The 20,811-nt window shown below is 64.2% G+C and carries 17 protein-coding genes and 1 pseudogene; 5 read left to right on the top strand and 13 right to left on the bottom strand.

What is annotated here, in order from left to right; translation table 11 throughout:
• The 6 genes and pseudogenes from BLW27_RS20695 to BLW27_RS10240 all read right to left on the bottom strand — a co-directional run.
• A pseudogene (locus BLW27_RS20695) lies at window positions 1-144 on the bottom strand (IS5/IS1182 family transposase); the annotation flags it as partial.
• Entirely contained in the window at window positions 92-1,096 is a 1,005-nt protein-coding gene (locus tag BLW27_RS10260) for a TniB family NTP-binding protein (RefSeq protein WP_177177870.1), read from the bottom strand. The gene BLW27_RS10260 and the pseudogene BLW27_RS20695, both read right to left, overlap by 53 nt.
• Window positions 1,096-3,315, bottom strand: coding sequence for a DDE-type integrase/transposase/recombinase (locus tag BLW27_RS10255; RefSeq protein ID WP_089882886.1), 2,220 nt, complete (start codon window positions 3,313-3,315; stop codon window positions 1,096-1,098). The genes BLW27_RS10260 and BLW27_RS10255 overlap by 1 nt, the downstream gene beginning before the upstream one ends.
• Window positions 3,315-4,004, bottom strand: a complete 690-nt coding sequence (locus tag BLW27_RS10250) for a hypothetical protein (protein WP_089882883.1) — start codon at window positions 4,002-4,004, stop codon at window positions 3,315-3,317. Before BLW27_RS10250 ends, BLW27_RS10255 begins: the two co-directional genes overlap by 1 nt.
• Before the next feature lie 174 nt (window positions 4,005-4,178).
• Window positions 4,179-4,622: a hypothetical protein gene (locus BLW27_RS10245; protein ID WP_089882881.1), complete on the bottom strand. Its 444-nt coding sequence runs from the start codon at window positions 4,620-4,622 to the stop codon at window positions 4,179-4,181.
• Window positions 4,623-4,698: 76 nt separating this feature from the next.
• Entirely contained in the window at window positions 4,699-5,103 is a 405-nt protein-coding gene (locus tag BLW27_RS10240) for a hypothetical protein (RefSeq protein WP_089882878.1), read from the bottom strand.
• 1,031 nt (window positions 5,104-6,134) lie between these two features.
• Here BLW27_RS10240 and BLW27_RS22105 point away from each other — a divergent pair.
• Entirely contained in the window at window positions 6,135-6,443 is a 309-nt protein-coding gene (locus BLW27_RS22105) for a transposase (RefSeq protein ID WP_143042241.1), read from the top strand.
• A gap of 85 nt (window positions 6,444-6,528) precedes the next feature.
• Window positions 6,529-7,716 carry an MFS transporter gene (locus BLW27_RS10230; protein ID WP_089882873.1) on the top strand — a complete coding sequence of 396 codons (1,188 nt, stop codon included), beginning with the start codon at window positions 6,529-6,531 and terminating at the stop codon, window positions 7,714-7,716.
• Window positions 7,717-8,030: 314 nt separating this feature from the next.
• Here the strand turns inward: BLW27_RS10230 and BLW27_RS10225 are convergent, their stop codons facing one another.
• Window positions 8,031-8,255, bottom strand: coding sequence for an amphi-Trp domain-containing protein (locus tag BLW27_RS10225; RefSeq protein WP_089882871.1), 225 nt, complete (start codon window positions 8,253-8,255; stop codon window positions 8,031-8,033).
• A 588-nt stretch (window positions 8,256-8,843) separates the two neighbouring features.
• Between BLW27_RS10225 and BLW27_RS10220 the strand changes: the two genes are divergently transcribed.
• Window positions 8,844-10,502 carry a coiled-coil domain-containing protein gene (locus BLW27_RS10220; protein ID WP_143042240.1) on the top strand — a complete coding sequence of 553 codons (1,659 nt, stop codon included), beginning with the start codon at window positions 8,844-8,846 and terminating at the stop codon, window positions 10,500-10,502.
• Between the two features lie 173 nt (window positions 10,503-10,675).
• Here the strand turns inward: BLW27_RS10220 and BLW27_RS10215 are convergent, their stop codons facing one another.
• Window positions 10,676-13,180: an adenosylcobalamin-dependent ribonucleoside-diphosphate reductase gene (locus BLW27_RS10215; protein ID WP_089882866.1), complete on the bottom strand. Its 2,505-nt coding sequence runs from the start codon at window positions 13,178-13,180 to the stop codon at window positions 10,676-10,678.
• Between the two features lie 120 nt (window positions 13,181-13,300).
• On the opposite strand from BLW27_RS10215, the gene BLW27_RS10210 reads away from it, so the two are divergent.
• A complete protein-coding gene (locus BLW27_RS10210; RefSeq protein WP_089882864.1) occupies window positions 13,301-13,732 on the top strand; it encodes a DUF1489 family protein in 432 nt (143 codons plus the stop codon).
• A 6-nt stretch (window positions 13,733-13,738) separates the two neighbouring features.
• On the opposite strand, the gene BLW27_RS10205 is transcribed toward BLW27_RS10210, so the two are convergent.
• Window positions 13,739-14,233, bottom strand: coding sequence for a YdcF family protein (locus BLW27_RS10205; protein ID WP_089882862.1), 495 nt, complete (start codon window positions 14,231-14,233; stop codon window positions 13,739-13,741).
• Window positions 14,234-14,390: 157 nt separating this feature from the next.
• Between BLW27_RS10205 and yghU the strand changes: the two genes are divergently transcribed.
• Window positions 14,391-15,257: a glutathione-dependent disulfide-bond oxidoreductase gene (yghU, locus tag BLW27_RS10200; RefSeq protein WP_089882859.1), complete on the top strand. Its 867-nt coding sequence runs from the start codon at window positions 14,391-14,393 to the stop codon at window positions 15,255-15,257.
• A gap of 148 nt (window positions 15,258-15,405) precedes the next feature.
• Here the strand turns inward: yghU and BLW27_RS10195 are convergent, their stop codons facing one another.
• The 4 genes from BLW27_RS10195 to hisS form a co-directional block, all read right to left on the bottom strand.
• A complete protein-coding gene (locus BLW27_RS10195; protein WP_089882856.1) occupies window positions 15,406-17,082 on the bottom strand; it encodes a peptide ABC transporter substrate-binding protein in 1,677 nt (558 codons plus the stop codon).
• A 260-nt stretch (window positions 17,083-17,342) separates the two neighbouring features.
• Window positions 17,343-18,035, bottom strand: coding sequence for an ATP phosphoribosyltransferase (hisG, locus tag BLW27_RS10190; RefSeq protein WP_089882853.1), 693 nt, complete (start codon window positions 18,033-18,035; stop codon window positions 17,343-17,345).
• Entirely contained in the window at window positions 18,032-19,111 is a 1,080-nt protein-coding gene (locus tag BLW27_RS10185) for an ATP phosphoribosyltransferase regulatory subunit (protein ID WP_245710839.1), read from the bottom strand. Before BLW27_RS10185 ends, hisG begins: the two co-directional genes overlap by 4 nt.
• Entirely contained in the window at window positions 19,108-20,724 is a 1,617-nt protein-coding gene (hisS, locus tag BLW27_RS10180; RefSeq protein ID WP_089882848.1) for a histidine--tRNA ligase, read from the bottom strand. The genes BLW27_RS10185 and hisS overlap by 4 nt, the downstream gene beginning before the upstream one ends.
• Window positions 20,725-20,811: the final 87 nt, after the last annotated feature.

The raw sequence follows: 20,811 nt of genomic DNA, 5'->3' as shown, positions 1-20,811 counted from the left end.
AGGGCGGCCGAGCCGACCTTCATGCGGCGCCAGCCAGGCCATTTCCTTGTCTACCCAGATCAGCATCGAGCCGCGCTTGCGCAACGCGGCGTTATGGCTGGACCAGTTCGTCGTGCGGTAGCGGGCGGGAGGAGGCTTGCTCATGCGACCCGTCTAACCGCATGGATTCGCGATGTGAATCGCCCGCAGTCAGAGTTACGCAACAACGCCTCTGGCACCCTTCCCTTGCGAAGAAGGCGTCTGCAAAGTGCCGGATGTCGAGCTTGGCGTCGCCGCGCACCAAGGCGATCTCGATCGCGTCAATCATCTGTTCGACGCAACGACCGAAGCGTTGACGGCCAGCGTGCACGAGCCTTTCCATCAAATCCCCGCGTTCAGGGGGCTCGAGACCGGCTCGACCACAATAGCCTCCGAGAATTGCCCACAGCCGTTTGCAGTCCGTGGCCCCGAAAACCTGCGGTAGAGCGATCGGGAAATAGCGCCTGCTCACCTGATCGTCGAAGCACACGTTCGTCCAAAGACGGTCAACGCCGGAGAGGATCACGATCACTGCGCTCTCACCCTGCATAAGTCTTTTCAGGGTCTTCAGGATGTCCGGTGCTTCAGACTTCGAGCTTTGCGGGAAGACGTCATGCGCCTCGTCGATCCAGACAACGACCGTGCCCAGCAGTTTGAACCGGAATGCGACATCGTCCCAGATGTCTTGCGCAGTCCGGTTGCCCGACTTGGCGGGGACGCCGGTCGCCTTGAGGAGCGCCTTTCCGACGCTCTTCGATGTGGCAGGACACGGCACGCTAATGGTCACACATGGCATGGCCGCAGTTTCGCAAGGTTGCAGCGCAGGGTGCTTCTTGAGGGCATGACGTACGAGAGATGTCTTGCCTCCACCTGCGCCAGCGGTGACTACGATGCCTCGCGTCTCTCCGGTGGCGATGCACTTGGCCGGCTTGGCGATCAAGTTTCCCTCCTCGTCGCATTCCAGCAGCCGATCGAACGTTCCGCGGAAAGCCCGGTCCCGTTCCGTCTTGATATACTTCCCGCGCAGCTCGCTGATTATCGCGCGCACTTCTGGGGTGAGCATCGTCTCTTCGATCATCATATGTCCTCGAACTCGAAGTCAGGGTCGTCCGCACCGTCGCCCGGAGATGCATGACGCTCGGCACAGCCCGAAAATTCGTCCGATGCGGCGCACTCGGAAACGAGGTCAGCGGATTCCGTTGAAAAATTGGTCACGTCCGCGTGAGGCGAGGACGTCGCCGTGGGCAGATCTTCCCCGAGGTCCGGACCAGCATGGGCGATTGCCATGTCGGCGTTTGGTTCGATCCGGAAGCCGATGAAGAGGTTGTCCTCTTCCCGCCGCAGTCTCTCTATGCTCCAGTTCTCGACCAGAAGCCCGACCCGCCTCATGGCATCGCCGTTGATTGCTTCGATATCGGTGATCGCCTGAAGGACCACGCTCTCCTGGAGCGCGGCCTCGTGCTTGAATCGGGCCCGCAGCGCCCGCACAGCGGCAAGGTGCGTCTGAGCCCGGACGCCGTCGTAGCGCCGAAGGACGGAGGGCACTTCGAACCACTCGCCGTCTACCTCGACCGCGATGGCACCAAGGTCCTCGCTATACCAACGGAAGTTTACCTCATGGTTCCGGCGCCTGAGCATCAGGCGAGCCAGCGGTTCAGAATGGTAGCGGATACCGAGGACAGTTATCCCATCCTCTCCAACGACACCTTTCATGCGCGTGCCGAACGCAAGACGACGGCGGTGCAGGTCCGGCGCTGCCACAACACCGTATTTCTCGGTCAGGCGGTCCCAGCAATTCCCGGGGGTCTCTCCGCTCAGGCCGGAGTGCGGCGTGCGGTGGTAGACGTCGACGACCCAGCGGATCAGGGCAGCGGAAAGGTCATCGACGGTAAGAGCAGCCCGAGCTTTGGAATCGTAGTCCCCGCGCTCGATGATGTTGCTGAATGTTCGTCCAGTGAGGCGCTGCATCAGCTTTGTTGACATCGTCTTGAAAAATCTCTCGATCCGACCCCGCATCTCTGGGTGCCCGCCGGGCGCATGCTCGAGGCTGATACCGAGATCCTCCGCGGCCACCCTCACGTCGTATGAGATGTATTCGGCGCCACAATCCGCGTAGAGCCACGACGAATGGCCGCGCATGTGCCAGGACGAGAGCGACCCGACAGCGTCGGACCACACACCCTTGTCCTGCATCATCATGTCGAGCGTCTGGATCGTCGCCTGTGCTGACGGCGTGCGGGAGAGCCGCATCGCCAGGATGCAGCGCGTCGTCGCACACATCGCGACGGTCAACCACCAACGCTTCTTTTCGCCATCGAGGCCGAGTTGCTCCTTGTCCTCCTCGCTCAAGAAATGAAGGAGTCCGGAATCGGACATCAGGGTAATCAGATCGACGTTCCAAGTGTCCAGTTCTACACGTTCAAGCGGTCGAGTCAGGTTGAGCCCGACTCCGACCGGTGCATGCTTGCGCTTGGCAAATTCGAGCCCCTCACGGGCGACGTCGCACTCGAAAGGATCAAGTGCCAGAATGGCTTGGCGCACGGTCTCCTTCGACGGTCGGACAAGCTCCGGGCGACCCTGAGCTCGACGTGTCTCATTTTCGGCCGAAAAAGCAACCTTTACGTCTTCGTAAATCCCGCTTTGCGTCTTCTTTTCCAAGGTCAGGTAGCCACGGACGCATCGTGCCAAGATCGTCTGGGTTTGTAGGCAGAGCCTGCGGCTCCTGTTGCCCTGTCGACTCATTCCGTCGAACAGACCGGAGATACCAAACCTCTCGTATGCTGTTATCCAGCGACGCAATGAACGCGGACTGAATTCGGGAACAGATAAGATGCCCGCTTTTCGGCCCGCTTCATCGTATTGGCTCTCGCCTTTCAGGATCTTGGCGGCTCGACCAGTAATAGCGTCGAGCATGTTGGAAATGGCTTCGTCAGTGCGGTTGACGCACCCCTCCTCTTCCATTTGGAGGAAAGCCAACACGGCGCCTTCTCTGCCTCGTGCACGCAGGTGCTGCGCGGCAGGAAGCGTCGAGAGGAGATCGGACGGAGCCGAAAGGCGCGCTCGCGCCGCCTCGGGCAGCAGAGCTTCCCGCTCATGCACGACGCGGCCGAGATCTATCAACCGGGAGATTTCAGCCCTGCTGAAATTTTCAGCCATACCCTTCCCATCGAGGCGCACGAATACGTAACCGGCGTCGATCTCGTCGACCGCATGGTAAGCGATGTCCCCAATCGTAACCTTGTCGTGCGGCCCGAATGCATATCGGGGGATCTGCGGGCTCGGTGCGAAGTCCAGCATCAAAGTATCCTCCGACGGACGAGGGCCTCTCGCTCGATGCGCTCACGTGCGACAAGCTCCAGGTCATGCGTCCGGATCATTCGGACAGTGGCCAAGAAGCCTCGACCGGAGCACCCGGCAGCCGATACGATGTTCTCGATTTTCACCGCACCAGAGGTCTCGGCGACCACCCGACGAACCGCGGCGTCCGCTTCTGGGTCCGGTATGCGCACGCTGTGAAGCAGTTCAGCATTGTAAACCTCGATTGGATCGAGGTTCTTCTCGGTGACCAGCGATACCCGGTCAGCGAAATCCGGAGTCACCTGACTGGCAATGAGCAGTGTTTCGGCCCGGAATTCGGCCTTCGCCGCCTCCCGGCTGTTCTTCACGAAAAGGGCGACCCGCTTGCCGTCGACATAAGTGACTCGCAGGTCAAAAGTGTGGGTTTTCTCCTGGCCCGCCTGATCCCTCCAGCCGAACGGGATCTGGCTCTCCAAATGCACGACATCCGGACGGGCCAGCATCACCAGCGCAGTCAGCTTTTCGGTATGGCTCTCGAACTCCACGACCTGGCCCTCGTCGCCGATAACCAAGCTTCCGGTGAAATGCTTCTGCACTCCCATCTTGATCCGGCGCGCCGCGTTCGGAGGTTGCGGAAGAAGGAAGGCGCCGCTTGGCGTCATGTGCATGCTGAAGTCCCCTTCGGACATGTTCTTGTTCGAGCCCGGAGATTGCGTCGTCTGATAGATCCGGAAGAATTTTCCTCGTCAGAAGCCGTAGAAAATTGATCCTGCTCGATTCTTTTCGACCGCCGACTCTTCCGCGTAAGGGAGCCGGCGCAGTCGTTCGCCCATCGGCATCAGCTGTCGACGCCCGGAAGCACGCTACATGGAAAGCAGCCGCATGACGGCCCGCTCGGCAGCCACACGATCCAGCGTGGCCGCGCGGGACTCCATGAAGCGCGCGAAGATATTCTGAAGAGCCAGAAGCTTCTCCCCCCGATCCGAATAGATCGGGCATTCGCGAACCTCACCGTGCTGCCCGAGATCATCATAATAAGTCTCGAAGAACCGCCGTTCGACGCCCCGGACCTCCGATCTCAGATCCGCCTGAATTATCCCTGCGATCGCCTCTATCGAAGCCTTATTGCCGGCGTCGAACGGATCGCGTTCAGCAAGACGGCGAAGGGTCCGGCTCGCATACCCGACGTCGCGGCTGTTGCCGCCAAGGCAGACGGCGTGAGCTGCCCGTTCGAGTTCACGCCCAAGGCGGACGACCTCAGCGGCAAGCTCCTCGATCGAACATTCGGTGTTCTGCGTCATCTTCATCGAAACCTCATCGGTTGCACGGCCGGTCTTGGCGGTGCGTCAAGGCTCGCCCCCTTTCCGGGAGCAGAGCATGATCTCAGGCCGTGATGGTTGCCGCCGGTGCACCCTCCTCGGCGCGGCGCGCCAATGCGAGGTCGACCTCCTCGAGCAGCTCCGCCAGCCGATCGGTCAGTAGGCAGATCGTCTCGACCTCCGGATCTGCCGGACTGAGCGCGGCGAAAAGCTCCGTTTCGAGGCACTCAGGATCACCCACATCGGCGAGGGACAGCAGTCGATGGAGCGCGTTCAGTTCCCTGCGGATGCGGTATGTCATCCGGGTCGCAGTCTCGATCTGAAGGGCGCAGGCCACGACCTTCGCCTCGCCACAGGCGCCGCCCAAGCGGGAGGCTGCTTCGGCCAAGTCATGGCCGTGGTCGAAAAAGAGACACCGAGCGAGATCAAGGGTCTCGTCGCGGGTGTTCGGCGGCGTATAGTCGAACATTGGCTTGGTTCTTGTTGTCTACGCTGCACCAGTGCGGCAGCTTCAAGGTGCCCCTGTCTCTCCTTTCCCGAGGCTCGCGATAGTCGCTTCGAAAACAACATTGGCCGGTTCCGGAGAGACGAAGCGAAATTCTGAATTTTCTCGCAGCGCCCCGACAAGCAATCCGGCTGCAAGTCGAAGTCCATCGTGTGCGGCACATCTTGCAGTGTCGAGCGGCCTCGGTGATGGTGGTCGGCGGATCGTGCAAGTGCCAGCTCAGGCTCTGGCCATACCGGAGGAATCGGAACGATTGGGATGCCCATCGACTACGATATGATCAGCTTCATTCGGCGCGCGGATGGACGCTATGACGTTCGCTACGCTGGTGAACCGATCTTAGTGAGGGACTATCCTCCTGAGACGGAGTTCAGAATGAAGGCCCTCCGCATCCTCGTCGAAAGACACCTAAAGGAGTTGAACCGACATCAACGTGCTGAATGGTATCGGCACTCAGAACGGTCTGCTCGAGAATAGGGCAGATCGTTGGCGCATCGTCGAAGATTCGGCTGCACCCCAACCCCGACGATAAGACGGTGGGTGACTGGGCATCGCGGCGATAGGCTGACGGTGGAAGTAGGGCCGGCCGCGCGTTCGGTGCCGCCCGCGTTCTCGCCGACCCGTTCAACTGTCTCGGCCCCTACAGCGAAGCCGCCCTCGTGGACTGCTCTGAGCTCCGCTTAATGGCCAGGCGAAGATGCCCCGGTGCAGCATTTGCCGCGCTCAAATGTCAGGAACGCGGACCTTTCTGCCGTTCGCCGCAGTTGCTCACTTCATGCTGCGCCTGCGTAGCCGTCCGACATGATGGTCGGATTCCTGCCCTTCGCCGCAAGTGCGAGATGGCGCTTGTCAAAGTTCAGGAGCGGACATGCCGTGACTCAAGAACGGTGCGCAACCTCAGGCTGTCACGCTTCGCGCTTTTGCTGGCCGTAGCCTTCGCTGCGGGCTGGCGGTTGCCAACTGTGGACCACTGATGCGGCGAGGCCAGATCCCAAATTGCTCCACGACAGGGCGCACTGGCTTGGCCATGCGGAGCAGAGCGGGCGCGGATTGCCGCGGAAGGCTTGGCTTCCGGAGCGAAGTTGGCGGACGTAGCCCGGCGCCATGATGTGACCCGTTGGCAGGTCTATGATTGGCGCAGGAATCCGACCTCCGACAAGCTGGCATTGGAGGGGCTGGGGCGTCTGCACCGGGCCGGTCAGCTGGCCGTCGTCGGCGGTCTGGCCGAGTGGCCGACCCGGAGACCTTCACCGCCTCGCCCGGCCGGAGTCAGGTGTCGGGCCGCCTGCGGCTGGAGTGCTTGACGATTGTTTTCGGGACGAGCAACTTCCGGCGAGCTTGACACGAGCCATCCTACATCAGTGCCACGTTCCCGAAAGTGAAAGCATCATGACAACCGCGACCCGGTCGGGAACCCATCTGGCGGTGCTGATGGCGTTGGGATTGACGCATCTGCTGAACGACCTCATGCAGTCGCTGATCCCCGCGGTCTACCCGATCCTGAAAGGCGCCTACGCGCTGGACTTCGCACAGATCGGGATGATCACGCTGACGTTCCAGATCGCGGGGGCGATGCTTCAGCCGGTGGTCGGCATGGTGACCGATCGGCATCCGGCCCCGTATTCGCCCGTCGTGGGGATGATGTTCACCCTGTCCGGACTGGTCAGCCTTGCCTTTGCGCAGAGCTACGCGACGATCCTGGTTTCGGTGGCGCTCATCGGGATCGGGTCCTCCATCTTCCACCCCGAGGCCACGCGCAATGCACGCTATGCCGCAGGAGGCCGGCAGGGGCTTGCCCAAGGCATCTTCCAGGTCGGAGGTCAGGCGGGCGGGTCGCTCGGCCCGGCGCTGGCCGCGCTGATCATCGTGCCTTGGGGACAAGCAAGCCTCGCGTGGTTCGCCGTCGCCGCCCTGGCCGCGATGATGCTTCTCGCCTGGATCGGCAGCAAGCAACGCCAGTTGAGCGCCGACTTCGCATCCATCCGGTCACGGAGCCGTGGCGGACCAGAGAAAGCGCCGCATTCGCACGTTACGATCGGCGTCGGGCTATTTATCCTGACCATGCTGATGTTCACCAAGAATACCTACATCGAAAGCTTCCGATCCTTCTACACCTTCTACCTGATCGAGCGGTTCGGCCTGTCCATCCCGGCCTCGCAGATGATGCTCTTCGTCTTCCTCGTGGCGGCAGCGGTCGGCGTCCTGATCGGCGGGATCATAGGGGATCGCATCGGGCGCTATCGTATCATCTGGATCTCGATTCTCGGCCCGCTGCCCCTGACGCTGATCCTGCCCTACGTGGACCTGTTCTGGACCGGCATTTTGACGATCATGATCAGTCTCATCATGGCCAGCGCATTCGCCTCGATCCTCATCTATGCGATGGATCTGCTGCCCAACCGGATCGGGCTGATCGGCGGCTTGTTCTACGGGCTAAACTTCGGACTCGCGGGTATTTCGGCGGCACTACTGGGTTTTCTGGCAGACAGCCATGGAGTCGAGACGGTCTACAGGATCTGCGCCTTCCTGCCGTTGGCGGGGCTGCTGACCTGGTTCCTTCCAAGGATCGATCATTGAAGATTATCTCGGCGTCTCGCGTCCGACTGCTCTCTTCTGGGAGCCAGACTAAAGCGCGCCCGCCGAAGAAATCTCCGGAGGGCGCACCGATTCAGCGGTTGTCGCCCCAACGGCTCGGCGGACACGTCATTCTCCGGATGGGCCGACCAGCCAGCAGAAGGCCTTCCGCAGCTGCGCCGCACCGTCGTTCGCGAACCAGCGTCCGTGCGCGAAAATCACTCTATCCGGCTGCCAGTCGATCAGAGCCGTGGCCAGCCCGCACGCCGCTTCCACCGGCTGCACCCCACGAAGTTTTATGGACGCGATGGTTGCCTTTACTTTGGCGACCACTTGATCTGAAACTCGACCTCTTCCTCGTCCTCGCCTCTCTCGTGTTCAATGGAAAACGTGGCGCGCGCCGGCACGGATATGCGCTCGCCCGCGATCTGGATCTCGAAGCGCGCGCCGGTTTCCAGCGCATCGGCAAGTCGGCGCAGCTTGTCGATGAAAGCCGGAAGCGGATAATTCTTCTCAACGTCTCGTTCAGGTTTCTTGGTCATGTCTCTCTTTCTGCTTGAGGTTCTCGAAATGACGCACGCGGACTTCCAATACTTTCAGCACCTGCGTGTCGAGATGGCTGACAAGGTCGTTTTTATGGATCACCGGTCTCTGTTGCAGAAGCTGTTGATTTCCACCCAGAACTGAGCCGGGTTTTCCATCGAGAAGTGAGCCACCTCTGACTATGGATTTCGGGTCATGCGGGGGTCAATGGCGGGTTTGGTGAAGCCGAGGGGCGACTTCAAATCGAGTCCAGAATGTCGGCTCCGGGACGTTCATGAAGCCCTGCGTCGCCAGGTGCGGCACGCGAGCTCTCGTGCGTGTTCGGACCGGCTTCCCCGCCCGTAATTACTTCCCCAATTTGATCGCTCCGATAACCATGAACAACTCCGTCAGCAGAAGTTGCCGCGCTTCATTCTCAGATCAAAGAGGCTGAAACTGCGCTCAATACGGATGAAGATATACTGCAAACGGCACTCGCGGCAGTCGAGCCGGACTTAATTGGTCGTCATCCAGATTATATTGTCCCCGCTCTCAACGCCATATCGGAAGAGAGCGATCTCGCCGAGCTGGTCCGCGCGCGGCGCGAATTGGAAGTCAGCCAAGTTGGCTGGAATGCAGCCAAGCAGCAGGAGCCGACAGTTCTTGACCGCGCTGAGCTCGAGGCAGCCAATGAGAAGGCGACGAGCGCCTTCGAGACTTGGGCTCGGACAGAAGGTCAGACCGTCAATGGCTTGCTTGATCGAGCAGCTACCTTTTTCGCTGACGTGTCAAATTCAAGCGAGGCGAGCTTCAGTAAACGGGCGCGGGTGCTCATCGGCCGCATCGAAGGAGATAGCGAAAGGATTCAACGTGTTCTGTCGAACCATGACGCGGCTATTGCAAAGCGCGATACGCTGTCGCGCCAGGTTTCGGAGGCGAGAGCACGCATAGAACGGATGGACAGAGAAATCACTTCAGCTTCGGCGTCCAATGAAAGATTTGCCAGATCTCTCTCCGAGCTAATGACCCATGTCGCCGGCGATATCTGTCCAGTCTGCGATCGCGACTTTTCAGAGGTTTCCGAAACACCGCTATCCGCCCATGTCGCCGCAAAAGTCGCAACCATGGTTGAGCAAGCGGGGCGCGTCCAAGCTCTGCTTCAGTCTCGGAACAATACCCAGGGGAACATTTCACAGCTCGAACGCGAAATTCAGGCAGCGACGAGCGGTCTGATCTCCGAAATTGAACTGTCCGCTCTCAAGACGCGTTGGGCCGACCTGACCGATATTCGCAGCCAGTTAGATGAAGCGGCGACCAGCTTCACGGAGGGCGATCGGTATCGGCAGAATGCGGCGAATGCCGCGGAAGCCTTGGTCGCTTCGCAAACCTCTGATCGATCTGCGATCGTGCTCCGCAGCAATGTTAAAAACTTGGCTTATCGATTAGGCGTCGAGTTCGAGTCCGCCACGGCGACAGAGCAAATCCTCTATAGCCTCATGACGACAATCACTCAGAGAGAGTTGTCGTTAAACGCTCGTCAGACCGCTCGCCGTGAAGCGATTAACGCCGCGAAGGCCGTCATTGTTTCCCGCGACACACTGACCGGGCTCCGGAACAAACGAGGCAAAGTCAAGAATCGTTTGTCATTCAAGGAAAGCCAGAAAGCTGAAGCTGACGAGATCATCAACATTGCCAAGGATATCGCCCGGCAGACACGCGAAGCACGCGGGCGCGTTGTTCGCCGCGTATTCAATGACGAATTGAACACCGTTTGGCGTGATTTATTCGTTCGCCTTGCACCAGAAGAACCCTTCATACCGGCCTTTGCGATTCCGGAGACGGTGGGCGACGAGGTCGAGGCGGTCCTCGAGACGCACCACCGGCGCGGCGGAAAAGGAGGCAATCCGAGGGCTATGCTGAGCGCGGGCAACCTTAATACGGCAGCCCTGACACTGTTCATGGCACTACATCTTTCGGTTAAAGAAAAACTGCCATGGCTGGTGATCGACGATCCAGTCCAGAGCATGGACGAGGTTCACATCGCGCAATTCGCAGCTTTGCTGCGCACGCTTTCCAAGCAGATGGGACGTCAAGTTATCATAGCTGTCCATGAACGCTCGCTGTTCGACTATCTCTCGCTGGAATTAAGTCCTGCTTTTCCGGGCGACCGACTAAATGTCGTTGAGCTCAGTCGCAGCGCCATGGGTCAGACTATCTGCCGCTGGGATACCCGGCACTACGTTGCCGACAAGGCGATTGTTGCATAGATGTAGGAACGCCGCATTTAATAGCGTTCCGGTATATCATTTCGCAAAAAGAAGGCTCATGGCAATTTGCCTCGTCAACTCGTTGAATGGACACGACTTGATTGTCGGATGGTCATTTGACCGTGTCCAATGGTCAAGTTTTGGTGGTCGCTTCACAAACCCGCCGCGACCGCCTAACCGCATTTGCTGTGTCCGCAACTGAGGCAGGTCATGCAACCCTCGACCATCTGCAGGTCGAACTGACCGCAACTGGGGCAGGCCCTGCCGCGGGGGGTGCCGAGGTTGACAACCTGGGCGGTGGGATCGGATTTGAGACCCTTGCCCTCGCCCTCGAGGAAGCCGATCGCGATCATGTGGCGTTCGATCACGCCGCCGATCGCGGCAAGGATCGAGGGGATGTACTTGCCCTGCACCCAAGCGCCGCCACGGGGATCGAACACGGCCTTGAGTTCCTCGACCACGAAGGACACGTCGCCGCCGCGGCGGAACACGGCCGAGATCATGCGCGTCAGCGCCACGGTCCAGGCGAAATGTTCCATGTTCTTGGAGTTGATGAACACCTCGAACGGGCGCCGGCGGCCGCCGACGATGATGTCGTTGATCGTCAGGTAGATGGCGTGCTCGCTGTCGGGCCACTTGAGCTTGTAGGTCGCTCCCTCGAGTTCCGACGGGCGTTCGAGCGGCTCGGACATGTAGACCACGTCGCCGTGCGGCTGCTGCGGCTCGGCGTCGGTGGTGGCGACGAGTTCGGGCGAAATGCTCTTGCTCAGGAACGTTTCGGCGGTCACTCCGAAAGCCTGCGCGATGGCCATCGCATTTTCCGCACTCGTCGAACTTCCTGCGCGCTTGAGCAACTTGTTCAGCACGTCACGGGAGACGTTGGCGTCCTTGGAGAGAGTGGCTACCGACTTCCCGGTGGACTCCATGCGCCACTTCAAGGCTTCGCCGAACGACGCGAACGTGTCGGCCTTCGGCTTCTCCTCCGACACGCTCAGCACCGACCCGGTCACGTCGTTCGGCCGGTAGGTCGTGCAGCCCTTGCAGCCGGTCTCGTAGGCTTCGAGGTAGACGCTCTTGAAGGCCTCGAACGAGATGTCCTCGGGGCAGTTGATCGTCTTCGAGATCGAACTGTCGACCCACGGCTGGGCAGCTGCCTGCATGCGCACGTGGTCCAGCGGCGCCAGCGTCTGGGCGTTGACGAAATGGTCGGGCAGGTCGGCGTCGTGGCCGAATCTTTCGCGGTACATCTGGACGGCGTAGTCGACGACCTCCTCCTCGGTCCGCGATCCGTCCTTCTGCAGCACCTTGCGCGTGTAACTGTAGGCGAAGACAGGCTCGATCCCCGAGGAGACGTTCCCGGCGTAGAGCGAAATCGTCCCCGTGGGCGCGATCGAGGTCAGCAGGGCGTTGCGGATGCCGTGGGTGCGCACGGCCTCGCGCACGTCGTCGTCCATGCGGCGCATCATGCCCGAGGCGAGGAACGGCTCGGCCTCGAACAGGGGGAAAGGTCCCTTCTCCTTCGCCAGTTCGACCGAGGCCAAGTAGGACGCCCGCGCGATGCGGCGCAGCCACTCGCCGGTCTTGGCGGCCGCCTCCTCGGACCCGTAGCGCAGGCCCATCATCAGAAGCGCATCGGCCAGGCCCGTGACGCCCAGCCCGATGCGGCGCTTGTTGCGCGCCTCCTCGGCTTGCTGGGGCAGCGGGAAGCGAGACGCATCGACCACGTTGTCCATCATCCGCACGGCCGTGGCGACGAGATCGTCGAGCGCGGCGTCGGGGATGCCGGCGGCATCCTCGAACGGGTTCTCGACCAGCCGGGCCAGGTTGATCGACCCCAGCAGGCAGGCGCCGTAGGGCGGCAGGGGCTGCTCGCCGCAGGGGTTGGTCGCGGCGATGGTCTCGGCGTAGTGCAGGTTGTTCTGCTGATTGATGCGGTCGATGAAGATCACACCTGGCTCGGCGTAATCGTAGGTCGCCTGCATGATGCGGTTCCACAAGTCGCGCGCCTGCACGGTGTGATAGACCTTGCCGCCGAAGGTCAGGTCCCACGGCCCGTCCGCCTTCACCGCCTCCATGAACGGGTCGGTCACCAGCACCGACAGGTTGAACATGCGCAGCCGGGCGCTGTCGGACTTGGCGGCGATGAACGCCTCGATGTCCGGGTGGTCGCAGCGCATTGTCGCCATCATCGCGCCCCGGCGCGAGCCCGCCGACATGATCGTGCGACACATGGCGTCCCAGACATCCATGAAGCTCAGCGGGCCGGACGCGTCCGCCGCTACGCCGTGGACGGCCGCGCCGCGCGGGCGGATGGTGCTGAAATCGTAGCCGATGCCGCCGCCCTGCTGCATGGTGAGCGCGGCCTCTTTCAGCATGTCGAAGATGCCGCCCATCGTGTCGGGCACGGTGCCCATCACGAAGCAGTTGAACAGCGTCACGCTGCGGTCGGTGCCTGCGCCGGCAGTGATGCGCCCGGCCGGCAGGTACTTGAAGTCCTCCAGCGCGGCGTAGAACTTTTCCTCCCACGCAGGCGCGTCATCCTCGACCGACGCCAGCGCACGGGCGATGCGGCGCCAGCTGTCCTCGACCGAAAGATCGATCGGTGTGCCGTCCGCCTCTTTCAGACGGTACTTCATGTCCCATATCTGTTCGGCGATGGGGGCGGCAAAGCGTGACATGGCGATCGATTCCTTGGCTGCGGCAGGCGATCAATCTAGCGCAAAGCGGCGCGCCGCCACAACTGGTTGAAGCGCCTGTCGCGGCCGCTACCATATGACGTGGGAAACGGGACGGATTCTGTGGATAAGCACATCCATCTGCTGAAATTGAGCGCCGGCACCGAAAGTGTCGAGCAACTGATCGCGTGGCAGAGCGGCCACGCGAAGCGGTTTTCGGATGGAAAGCCGCGTCACGTCACCCGGATGTGGCCGAAAAAGCAGCCCGAGATCGAGGCCGGCGGCTCGATCTACTGGGTCATCAAGGGGCTGGTCCAGGCACGCCAGCGCATCCTGCGGCTGGAGGAGGTGACGGGACAGGACGGCATCCGCCGCTGCGCCATCGTGCTCGACCCCGCGCTGGTGCGCACCACGCCCGCGCCGCGCCGCCCGTTTCAGGGCTGGCGCTACCTTGCGCCTGCCGACGCACCGCGCGATCTGCCCGCGCACCGGCAGGCCGAAGACGCGCTGCCGCCCGAACTGGCCGGCGCGCTGGCCGAGATCGGGGTGTTCTGAGGCCGCCTACCGCAACCCGCGCCACGCCATCCGCAGTGCGTTTCCAACCAACGCACCGCCTTCGCGCAGGACCATCCGCGCCTGAAAGCGGCGCCGCCCGCCCTGCCATGGAACTGCGGCTGCTCTCGCGTGCAACCCCATGCCGCGAGCCAGCAGCACCGCGCGCGGGGCGTGCCAGGAATCGGTGACGATGCGCACCTCGGAGACGCCGAGCGCGTGCAGGATCGGCAGCGCGTAGCGGATGTTCTCCTCGGTCGTGGTCGAGTGCGCCTCGAGGTGCAGCGCCTCGTCCGGCACGCCGGCCTCGCGCAGCAGGGCGGCGATGACCGACGCCTCTGACGGTCCGTGGCGGCCCATGCCGCCGCAGCAGACGATCGCGCAGGGGACGCCTGCGTGCCACAACCCGGCGGCGTGCAGCGCGCGGCGGCGAAGGGTCGGCGACGGCTGTCCCTCCGCCCAGACGGCGGCGCCAAGCACCAGCGCTGCGGGTCTGCCGTCCATGCCTGCGATTCCGTTCCTGCGATCCTGCGCGACCCGTCGCGGCCGTCCCCCGCAGAAAAGCACAGCCCCTGCGCGGGCGAAAGCGCGGCTTCGGCCTCTGGCCTTCGGCGCGCACATGCTTAGGTTCTGCGGAAACGAAAACCGAAAGGACGCCGTGATGACCGAAGCCTACACCCCGCCCAAAGTCTGGACCTGGGACGCCGAAAGCGGCGGCCGCTTCGCCTCGATCAACCGGCCCATCGCAGGGGCGACGCACGACAAGGTCCTGCCGCACGGCCAGCATCCCTTCCAGCTCTACAGCCTCGCGACGCCCAACGGCGTCAAGGTCACCGTGATGTTCGAGGAGCTGTTGGCCGCGGGCCACAAGGGCGCGGAATACGACGCCTGGCTGATCAAGATCGGGGACGGCGACCAGTTCGGCTCGGGCTTCGTGGAAATCAATCCGAACTCGAAGATCCCGGCGCTGATCGATCGGTCGGGCGGCGACCCGGTTCGGATCTTCGAATCCGGCGCGATCCTGCTGCACCTGGCCGAGAAGTTCGGCGCCTTTCTGGGCGCGCCAGAGAGACGCGCCGAGATGCTGTCGTGGCTGTTCTGGCAGATGGGCAGCGCGCCCTACCTCGGCGGCGGCTTCGGGCATTTCTACGCCTATGCGCCCGAGCCGATGGAATACCCGATCAACCGCTTCACGATGGAGGTGAAGCGCCAGCTGGACGTGCTGGACCGCAACCTCGCCGACCGGAAATTCATCACCGGCGACGACTACACCATCGCCGACATGGCGATCTGGCCCTGGTACGGCAATCTGGTGCTGGGCCGCCAATACGACGCGGGCGAATTCTTGGACGTGCAAAGCTACGAAAACGCCCGGCGTTGGGCGAAAGAGATCGACGCGCGGCCGGCGGTGCAGCGGGGCCGCATGGTCAACCGGACCTTCGGAGAGCCGCACGAGCAGCTTCACGAGCGTCACTCGGCCGAGGATTTCGACACGCAGACGCAGGACAAGATCGGCGCCGAGGACTGATCGCGCGTACATTCGGGCGGGACGTGCGGCGCTTGCGTCGCGCGTTCAGGCTGACCGGTTCCGGCCGGAATCGGCCCGTGCCGGCGCGTCGGGAAGCGGCCATCGGCACATGCTTGCTTGTATCCGGGCGGACTGTCAGGCCACGCAGTCAGGATCCCGACGCGCGATGCCACTCGGCAACGTTCCAGAACGCGCTGTCCCACGCGTTCGTGACCAGCCCGCGCATGTCTTCGCCGACGAGCGAGGCCCGCCCCCGATGCAGAAGCGGGATCATCATGCCCTGCGTCGAGGCGATCGCGTTCAGCTCGCGGATGACACGGGCGCGGTCCTCGGGCGAAATGGCCTCGTTCAACGCTTCAAGCTGCGCCTCGTAGGATGGATTGCAGAAGCGGGCTATGTTCGCCCCCTGCCATTGCGTCGCCGGACGGGGCGCGTTCCGGCAGGCCGCGCCGGAAAGGTGCGCCTGGGGATCCACGCCGCTGAACCCGCCGCCGAACAGCATGAGATCGGCCTCGAAGCGCTGCAGCGTCAGCGGGTTGTCCGGGTCTCCGCCGAACAGCGCCTGCGGCGGCACGGTGCGGATCTCGGTCCCGATCCCGATCTCGCGCCAGAACTGCTTGAGCGTCGCGGCCATGTCCTCGCGCGCCTGACCGGTCGACGTGTGCAGGACGAGGGAAACCGGCGCCCCGTCCAACTCGCGGATGCCGTCGCCGTCGCTGTCGACGATGCCTGCGCCGTCCAGCAGCGCGCGCGCGGCGTCCACGTCGCGGACCGGGCACGGCGCCTCGGGCACGTGGCGGTCCGGCGCGGGAATCCAGTAGCAGCTTGGCCGGGCCGCCGGTCCATAGCCCACCGCAGCAAGCGCCTCGCGGTCGATGGCGAGGGCAAGCGCGCGCACCACGTCGGGTTCCGAAAGGGCCGCGTGGGGCCGGTAGGCTTCGTCCTGCCACGGCAGGCCGTTGTTGATCATCAGGAACTCGGCGTCGGCGCCGAAGGCCAGCTGCACGAACGCGCCGCCGCCCTCGTCCCAGGCCGGCGAGTCCGGCGGCAGGAACACCCCCGGAGCGAAATCGGCCTCGCCCGTGCGCAGCACCGTGCGCGCGGCGACGGTGTCGTCGGCGCCCAGCAGCACGGCGCGCTCGAAATGCGGTGCGCCGGGTTGGCGGAAACCGGGGTTCGCTGCGAACTCGGCCACGTCGCCGGGCACGAAGGATGCGACGGTGAAGGGCCCCGTCCCGATCGGCGCCATGTTCTGATCGACGCATTGAGGCGCCCGTGCGCCGGTGCAGTCGCGGAACTGGGCCTGCTGAAGGATCGGCGTCTCGGGCCCGACGAAGGCCTGGTAGGGGTTGGGCTGCGGCTGCGCGAACCGGATGCGGACGCGGCGCGGGTCCAGCACCTCGACCGCGGCGATGCCGTCGAAGCGGTGGGCCTGCGCGCAGCCCATCGCGGGATCGGTGCAGTAGCGGTGGGTAAAGGCCACGTCTTCGGCGGTGACGGGGCTGCCGTCGGACCAGCGGGCGTCCTCGCGCAGGGTCCAGGTGATCGAGAGCCCGTCGGGCGAGACCCCGCCGTTCTCGAGCGTGGGAATGTCCTGGGCGAGGCGCGGGAAGGTCCGACCCTCGGGGTCGAAACCGGCCAGCGGTTCGAGGACGAGGCTTGCAGCGGTGACGTCCTTCGATCCGCTCGACAGGTAGGGGTTCAGCGTCGAGGCCGCCTGCGTCGCCACGATGCGCAGCGTGTCCTCGTGCTGGTCGGCCGCGGCCGCCTGGGCCACGAGAAAGGCGCATGCGAAGCCCAGCGAACGGGCGGAAATCGAAGGCATCGGCAAGGAACCCCGCAATGGTCTTGAGCGTCCCGTCCTATCCGAATTGCCCGAGCCGGGCAATCGAGGCGGGTGTCCGGCCGCCGCGGACCGGGCTGCGGCGCCTCGGATCGGCGGCTTGCGGCCCGGCCGGACGCGCCGAGGCGACGGGTGTCCCACGGTGGGACACGAGTCCGCCCCAATGAAATCAATGACTTCCAGAGACGGATTCAGGAATCGTTAGGATTTGCCACGCTTTCGTGCTGACGGCCGCGCGGTGCCTAAAGATCGAGCAGCCTGGTCAGCGCGTCCAATGTTGCGCGGTCGTCACCGGACAGCGGCGCGCGGCGCGAGCGGAAGAGCGTCGCCTGGCTGCGCAGGACCGGCGGGTCCGACAGCGGCTTGAGGTGGTTGGCGCGCAGGGTCTCCCCGGTCGAGGTGATGTCGGCGATCGCCTCGGCCGTCAGGTTCGCCACGGTGCCTTCGGTCGCGCCCTGGCTGTCGACCAGCCGGTAATCGGCCACGCCGCCGTCGCGCAGGTAGTCGCGCACCAGCCGGTGATACTTGGTCGCGATCCGCAGCCGGTGGCCGTGGCGCGCCCGGAAAGCGGCGGCCGCCGCGTCGAGATCGTCGAGCGTGTCCACGTCGACCCAGGCCGCGGGCACGGCGACGATCAGGTCGGCGTGACCGAAGCCCAGTTCGGCCAGCGGCTCGACCTTCTGGTCCCATTGCACCAGCTTTTCGCGGACAAGGTCGGTGCCGGTGACGCCGAGATGGATGCGCCCCGAGGCCAGTTCGCGCGGGATCTCTCCCGCCGACAGCAGCACGAGGTCGACGCCGTCCACGCCCGCGACCGCGCCGGCATATTCCCGGTCGGACCCGGTGCGCGACAGGGTCACGCCGCGGGCACCGAACCAGTCGAAGGTCTTCTCCATCAGCCGGCCCTTCGAGGGCACGCCCAGCTTCACGCTCATGCGGGCTCCTCCAGCGCAAGGATCAGGTCGGGGCGGATCACGCCGCCCACCGCCGGGATCGCCTGCCCCGCGCCCAGCCGTTCGGTCAACGCGTCGTAGCGCCCGCCGGTGGCCATCGGCGGCAGGTCGGGGCGCGCTTCGCAGACGAAGCCGAAGACGAAGCCGTCGTAATATTCCATCGAGGTGCGGCCGTAGCTGCCCTCGAAGTCGAGCGCGTCGACGTCGATGCCGCGCGCGGACAGCGCCGACAGCCGCGCCTCGATCCGGTCGAGCGCGGGCGTCAGCGCCGGCATGTCGACGGCGATGTCGCGCAGCCGGGCCAGCGCGAAGGGCATGGTTTCGCGCACCGCAAGGATGGCGTCGACCAGCGCCACCTGTTCGCGCGACAGCGGCGGCTGGTCGGCATCGGTGCGCAGCGTCTCGATCCGGGAGGCGATCTCGGCCTGCGAGCGCTTGCCCACCAGCGGCGCGGCGCCGGCGAAGGGATCGCGCGCCTTCAGCAGCTTCGCGCGGCTGGCGGGCGGGGGCGTCTTGCCCGAGAACCGGTCCATCAGCGCGCGGAAGCGGCGCGGCCGCCACAGGTGGCGCAGCAGCGCCGCACGCCGCGCGGCCGAGGCGTCGAGGCCGGACACCGCCGCCATCAGCACGCCGATGTCACCGGTCACCGGGCGCAGCCGCAGCCCCGCCAGCGCGTCCGAGAACAGGGCGAAGACCTCGGCGTCGGCGGCGGCGGGATCGGTGCGGTCGAAGATCTCGAACCCGACCTGGAGGTATTCCGACTGGCGGTCGGGGTCGGCTTCCTGCCGGCGGAAGACCTCGCCGGAATAGGTGTAGCGGGCGGGTTCCGCCCCGCCCTGCATGTGGGCCTGCACCACCGGGACGGTGAAGTCCGGGCGCAGCATCAATTCCCCCCGCGCGGGATCGGCGGTGACGTAGGCGCGCGCGCGGATATCCTCGCCGTAGAGGTCCAGCAGAATTTCGGCCGATTGCAGGATCGCGGGGTCGATCACCACGGCGCCGGCGGCTTCGAACCGGGCGCGCAGGCCAGCGGCCTTGTCGCGGGCCGCCGGGTTCACGTCGTGCCGTCCAGGATCGCGCGGACGCGGGCGACCAGTTCGCCGCGCGGCACCTCGTATTGCGAGGGGCGTTCCTTCCATTCCTCGAGGCTGGCGTTCTCGGCGATCCTGGCGCCCAGCACGAGGTCCTTGATCTGGACGACGCCGCGGGCCTGTTCGTCCTCTCCCGCGATCACGGCGACCGGGCTGCCGCGCCGGTCGGCGTATTTGAGCTGGTTGCCGAAGTTCTTGGGGTTGCCGAGGTAGACCTCGGCCCGGATGCCGGCGGCGCGCAGCTCGGACACCATCGCCTGGTAGTCGGGCATGCGGTCGCGGTCCATCACGGTGACGACGACGGGGCCTTGGGCGACGTTGTGCATCCGGCCCTTTTCGTGCAGCGCGGCCAGCAGGCGGTCGACGCCGATGGAAACGCCGGTGGCGGGCACGGCCTGCCCGGTGAAGCGCTTGACGAGGTCGTCGTAACGCCCGCCGCCAGCGACGCTGCCGAACTGGCGCTTGCGGCCCTTGTCGTCGAGGATCTCGAAGGTCAGCTCGGCCTCGAACACGGGGCCGGTGTAGTAGCCGAGGCCGCGCACGACGCTGGGGTCGATGACGATGCGGTCGGGGCCGTAGCCTTGGGCGGTCAAAAGAGCGACCATTTCGTCGAGTTCTCTTACGCCTTCTTTGCCTATCTCTGAATTGCCGACGATTTCTTCTAGGCGCATCAGCGTCGCGAGATTGAGGATGTTTTGTGCTTCGAAATGAACATCCGCGCTTTCGCGATCGTCCGAAATCAATGTGGAAACGATGTCGGCAAAGCGACCAAACTTCTTAAGGTCACCTTCCATCGCTGCAAAGAACAATTCTTCTACGAAGCCACTGTTATCGTGTTGGCGTGCGGTCAAAAAGCCTATTACCGGCTCGGCCTGCGCGTCCGACAGGCCAACGCCGTCGATATAGGCGCCCGAGGCGTCGAGCCGGCCCTTGCCGAGCAGCTCGCGCACGCCGGATTCACCGACCTTGTCGAACTTGTCGATGGTGCGCAGGACGGCGGCCTGCTGGCCCTCGTCGGTGACGCCCATCGCCTCGAGAACGCCGTTCAGCACCTTGCGATTGTTCACGCGCACGATGTAGTCGCCGCGCGGGATGCCGACCGTTTCCAGAACGTCGGCCAGCATGGCGCAGATCTCGGCATCGGCTGCGACCGAGGCCGCGCCCACGGTGTCGGCGTCGCACTGGTAGAACTGGCGGAAGCGGCCGGGGCCGGGCTTCTCGTTGCGCCAGACCGGGCCCATCGCGTAGCGGCGATAGGGCAGCGGCAGGTCTTTGCGGTGCTGGGCATAGACGCGCGCGAGCGGCGCGGTCAGGTCGTAGCGCAGGGCGACCCAGCCCTCGGCGTCGTCCTCCCAGGCGAAGACGCCCTCGTTCGGGCGGTCGACGTCGGGCAGGAACTTGCCCAGCGCCTCGACCGTCTCGACCGCCGAGGATTCCAGTGCGTCGAAGCCGTAGCGATGATAGACCCCGGCGATGGCCTGCAGCATCTCGGCGCGCTGCGTCACCTCGGCGCCGAAATAGTCGCGGAAGCCCTTCGGCGTCTGCGCCTTGGGGCGGGGCGTCTTCTTGACTTTGGCCATGGTTCTGCCTGTCTCGCTCGGGTCGCGCACCCTCTAGCGCGCCGCCCGGGCGGGGGCAAGCGACGGGCTTGCGGGACGGCGCGACTG

It is taken from the genome of Citreimonas salinaria (assembly GCF_900107235.1).
Lineage (GTDB): Bacteria > Pseudomonadota > Alphaproteobacteria > Rhodobacterales > Rhodobacteraceae > Citreimonas > Citreimonas salinaria.
Note: the sequence above shows the minus strand (reverse complement) of the source record. Positions and strands in the feature narration are given on the sequence as shown.

Bases quoted from the DNA above. Each gene is read 5' to 3' on its own strand.
- BLW27_RS10205 (WP_089882862.1), bottom strand. From the start codon at position 14,233: ATGGACGGCAGACCCGCAGCGCTGGTGCTTGGCGCCGCCGTCTGGGCG.
- yghU (WP_089882859.1), top strand. From the start codon at position 14,391: ATGACCGAAGCCTACACCCCGCCCAAAGTCTGGACCTGGGACGCCGAA.
- BLW27_RS10255 (WP_089882886.1), bottom strand. From the start codon at position 3,315: ATGCTGGACTTCGCACCGAGCCCGCAGATCCCCCGATATGCATTCGGG.
- BLW27_RS10245 (WP_089882881.1), bottom strand. From the start codon at position 4,622: ATGAAGATGACGCAGAACACCGAATGTTCGATCGAGGAGCTTGCCGCT.
- BLW27_RS10230 (WP_089882873.1), top strand. From the start codon at position 6,529: ATGACAACCGCGACCCGGTCGGGAACCCATCTGGCGGTGCTGATGGCG.
- BLW27_RS10240 (WP_089882878.1), bottom strand. From the start codon at position 5,103: ATGTTCGACTATACGCCGCCGAACACCCGCGACGAGACCCTTGATCTC.
- hisG (WP_089882853.1), bottom strand. From the start codon at position 18,035: ATGAGCGTGAAGCTGGGCGTGCCCTCGAAGGGCCGGCTGATGGAGAAG.
- BLW27_RS10195 (WP_089882856.1), bottom strand. From the start codon at position 17,082: ATGCCTTCGATTTCCGCCCGTTCGCTGGGCTTCGCATGCGCCTTTCTC.
- BLW27_RS10215 (WP_089882866.1), bottom strand. From the start codon at position 13,180: ATGTCACGCTTTGCCGCCCCCATCGCCGAACAGATATGGGACATGAAG.
- BLW27_RS10225 (WP_089882871.1), bottom strand. From the start codon at position 8,255: ATGACCAAGAAACCTGAACGAGACGTTGAGAAGAATTATCCGCTTCCG.
- BLW27_RS10260 (WP_177177870.1), bottom strand. From the start codon at position 1,096: ATGATCGAAGAGACGATGCTCACCCCAGAAGTGCGCGCGATAATCAGC.
- BLW27_RS10250 (WP_089882883.1), bottom strand. From the start codon at position 4,004: ATGTCCGAAGGGGACTTCAGCATGCACATGACGCCAAGCGGCGCCTTC.
- hisS (WP_089882848.1), bottom strand. From the start codon at position 20,724: ATGGCCAAAGTCAAGAAGACGCCCCGCCCCAAGGCGCAGACGCCGAAG.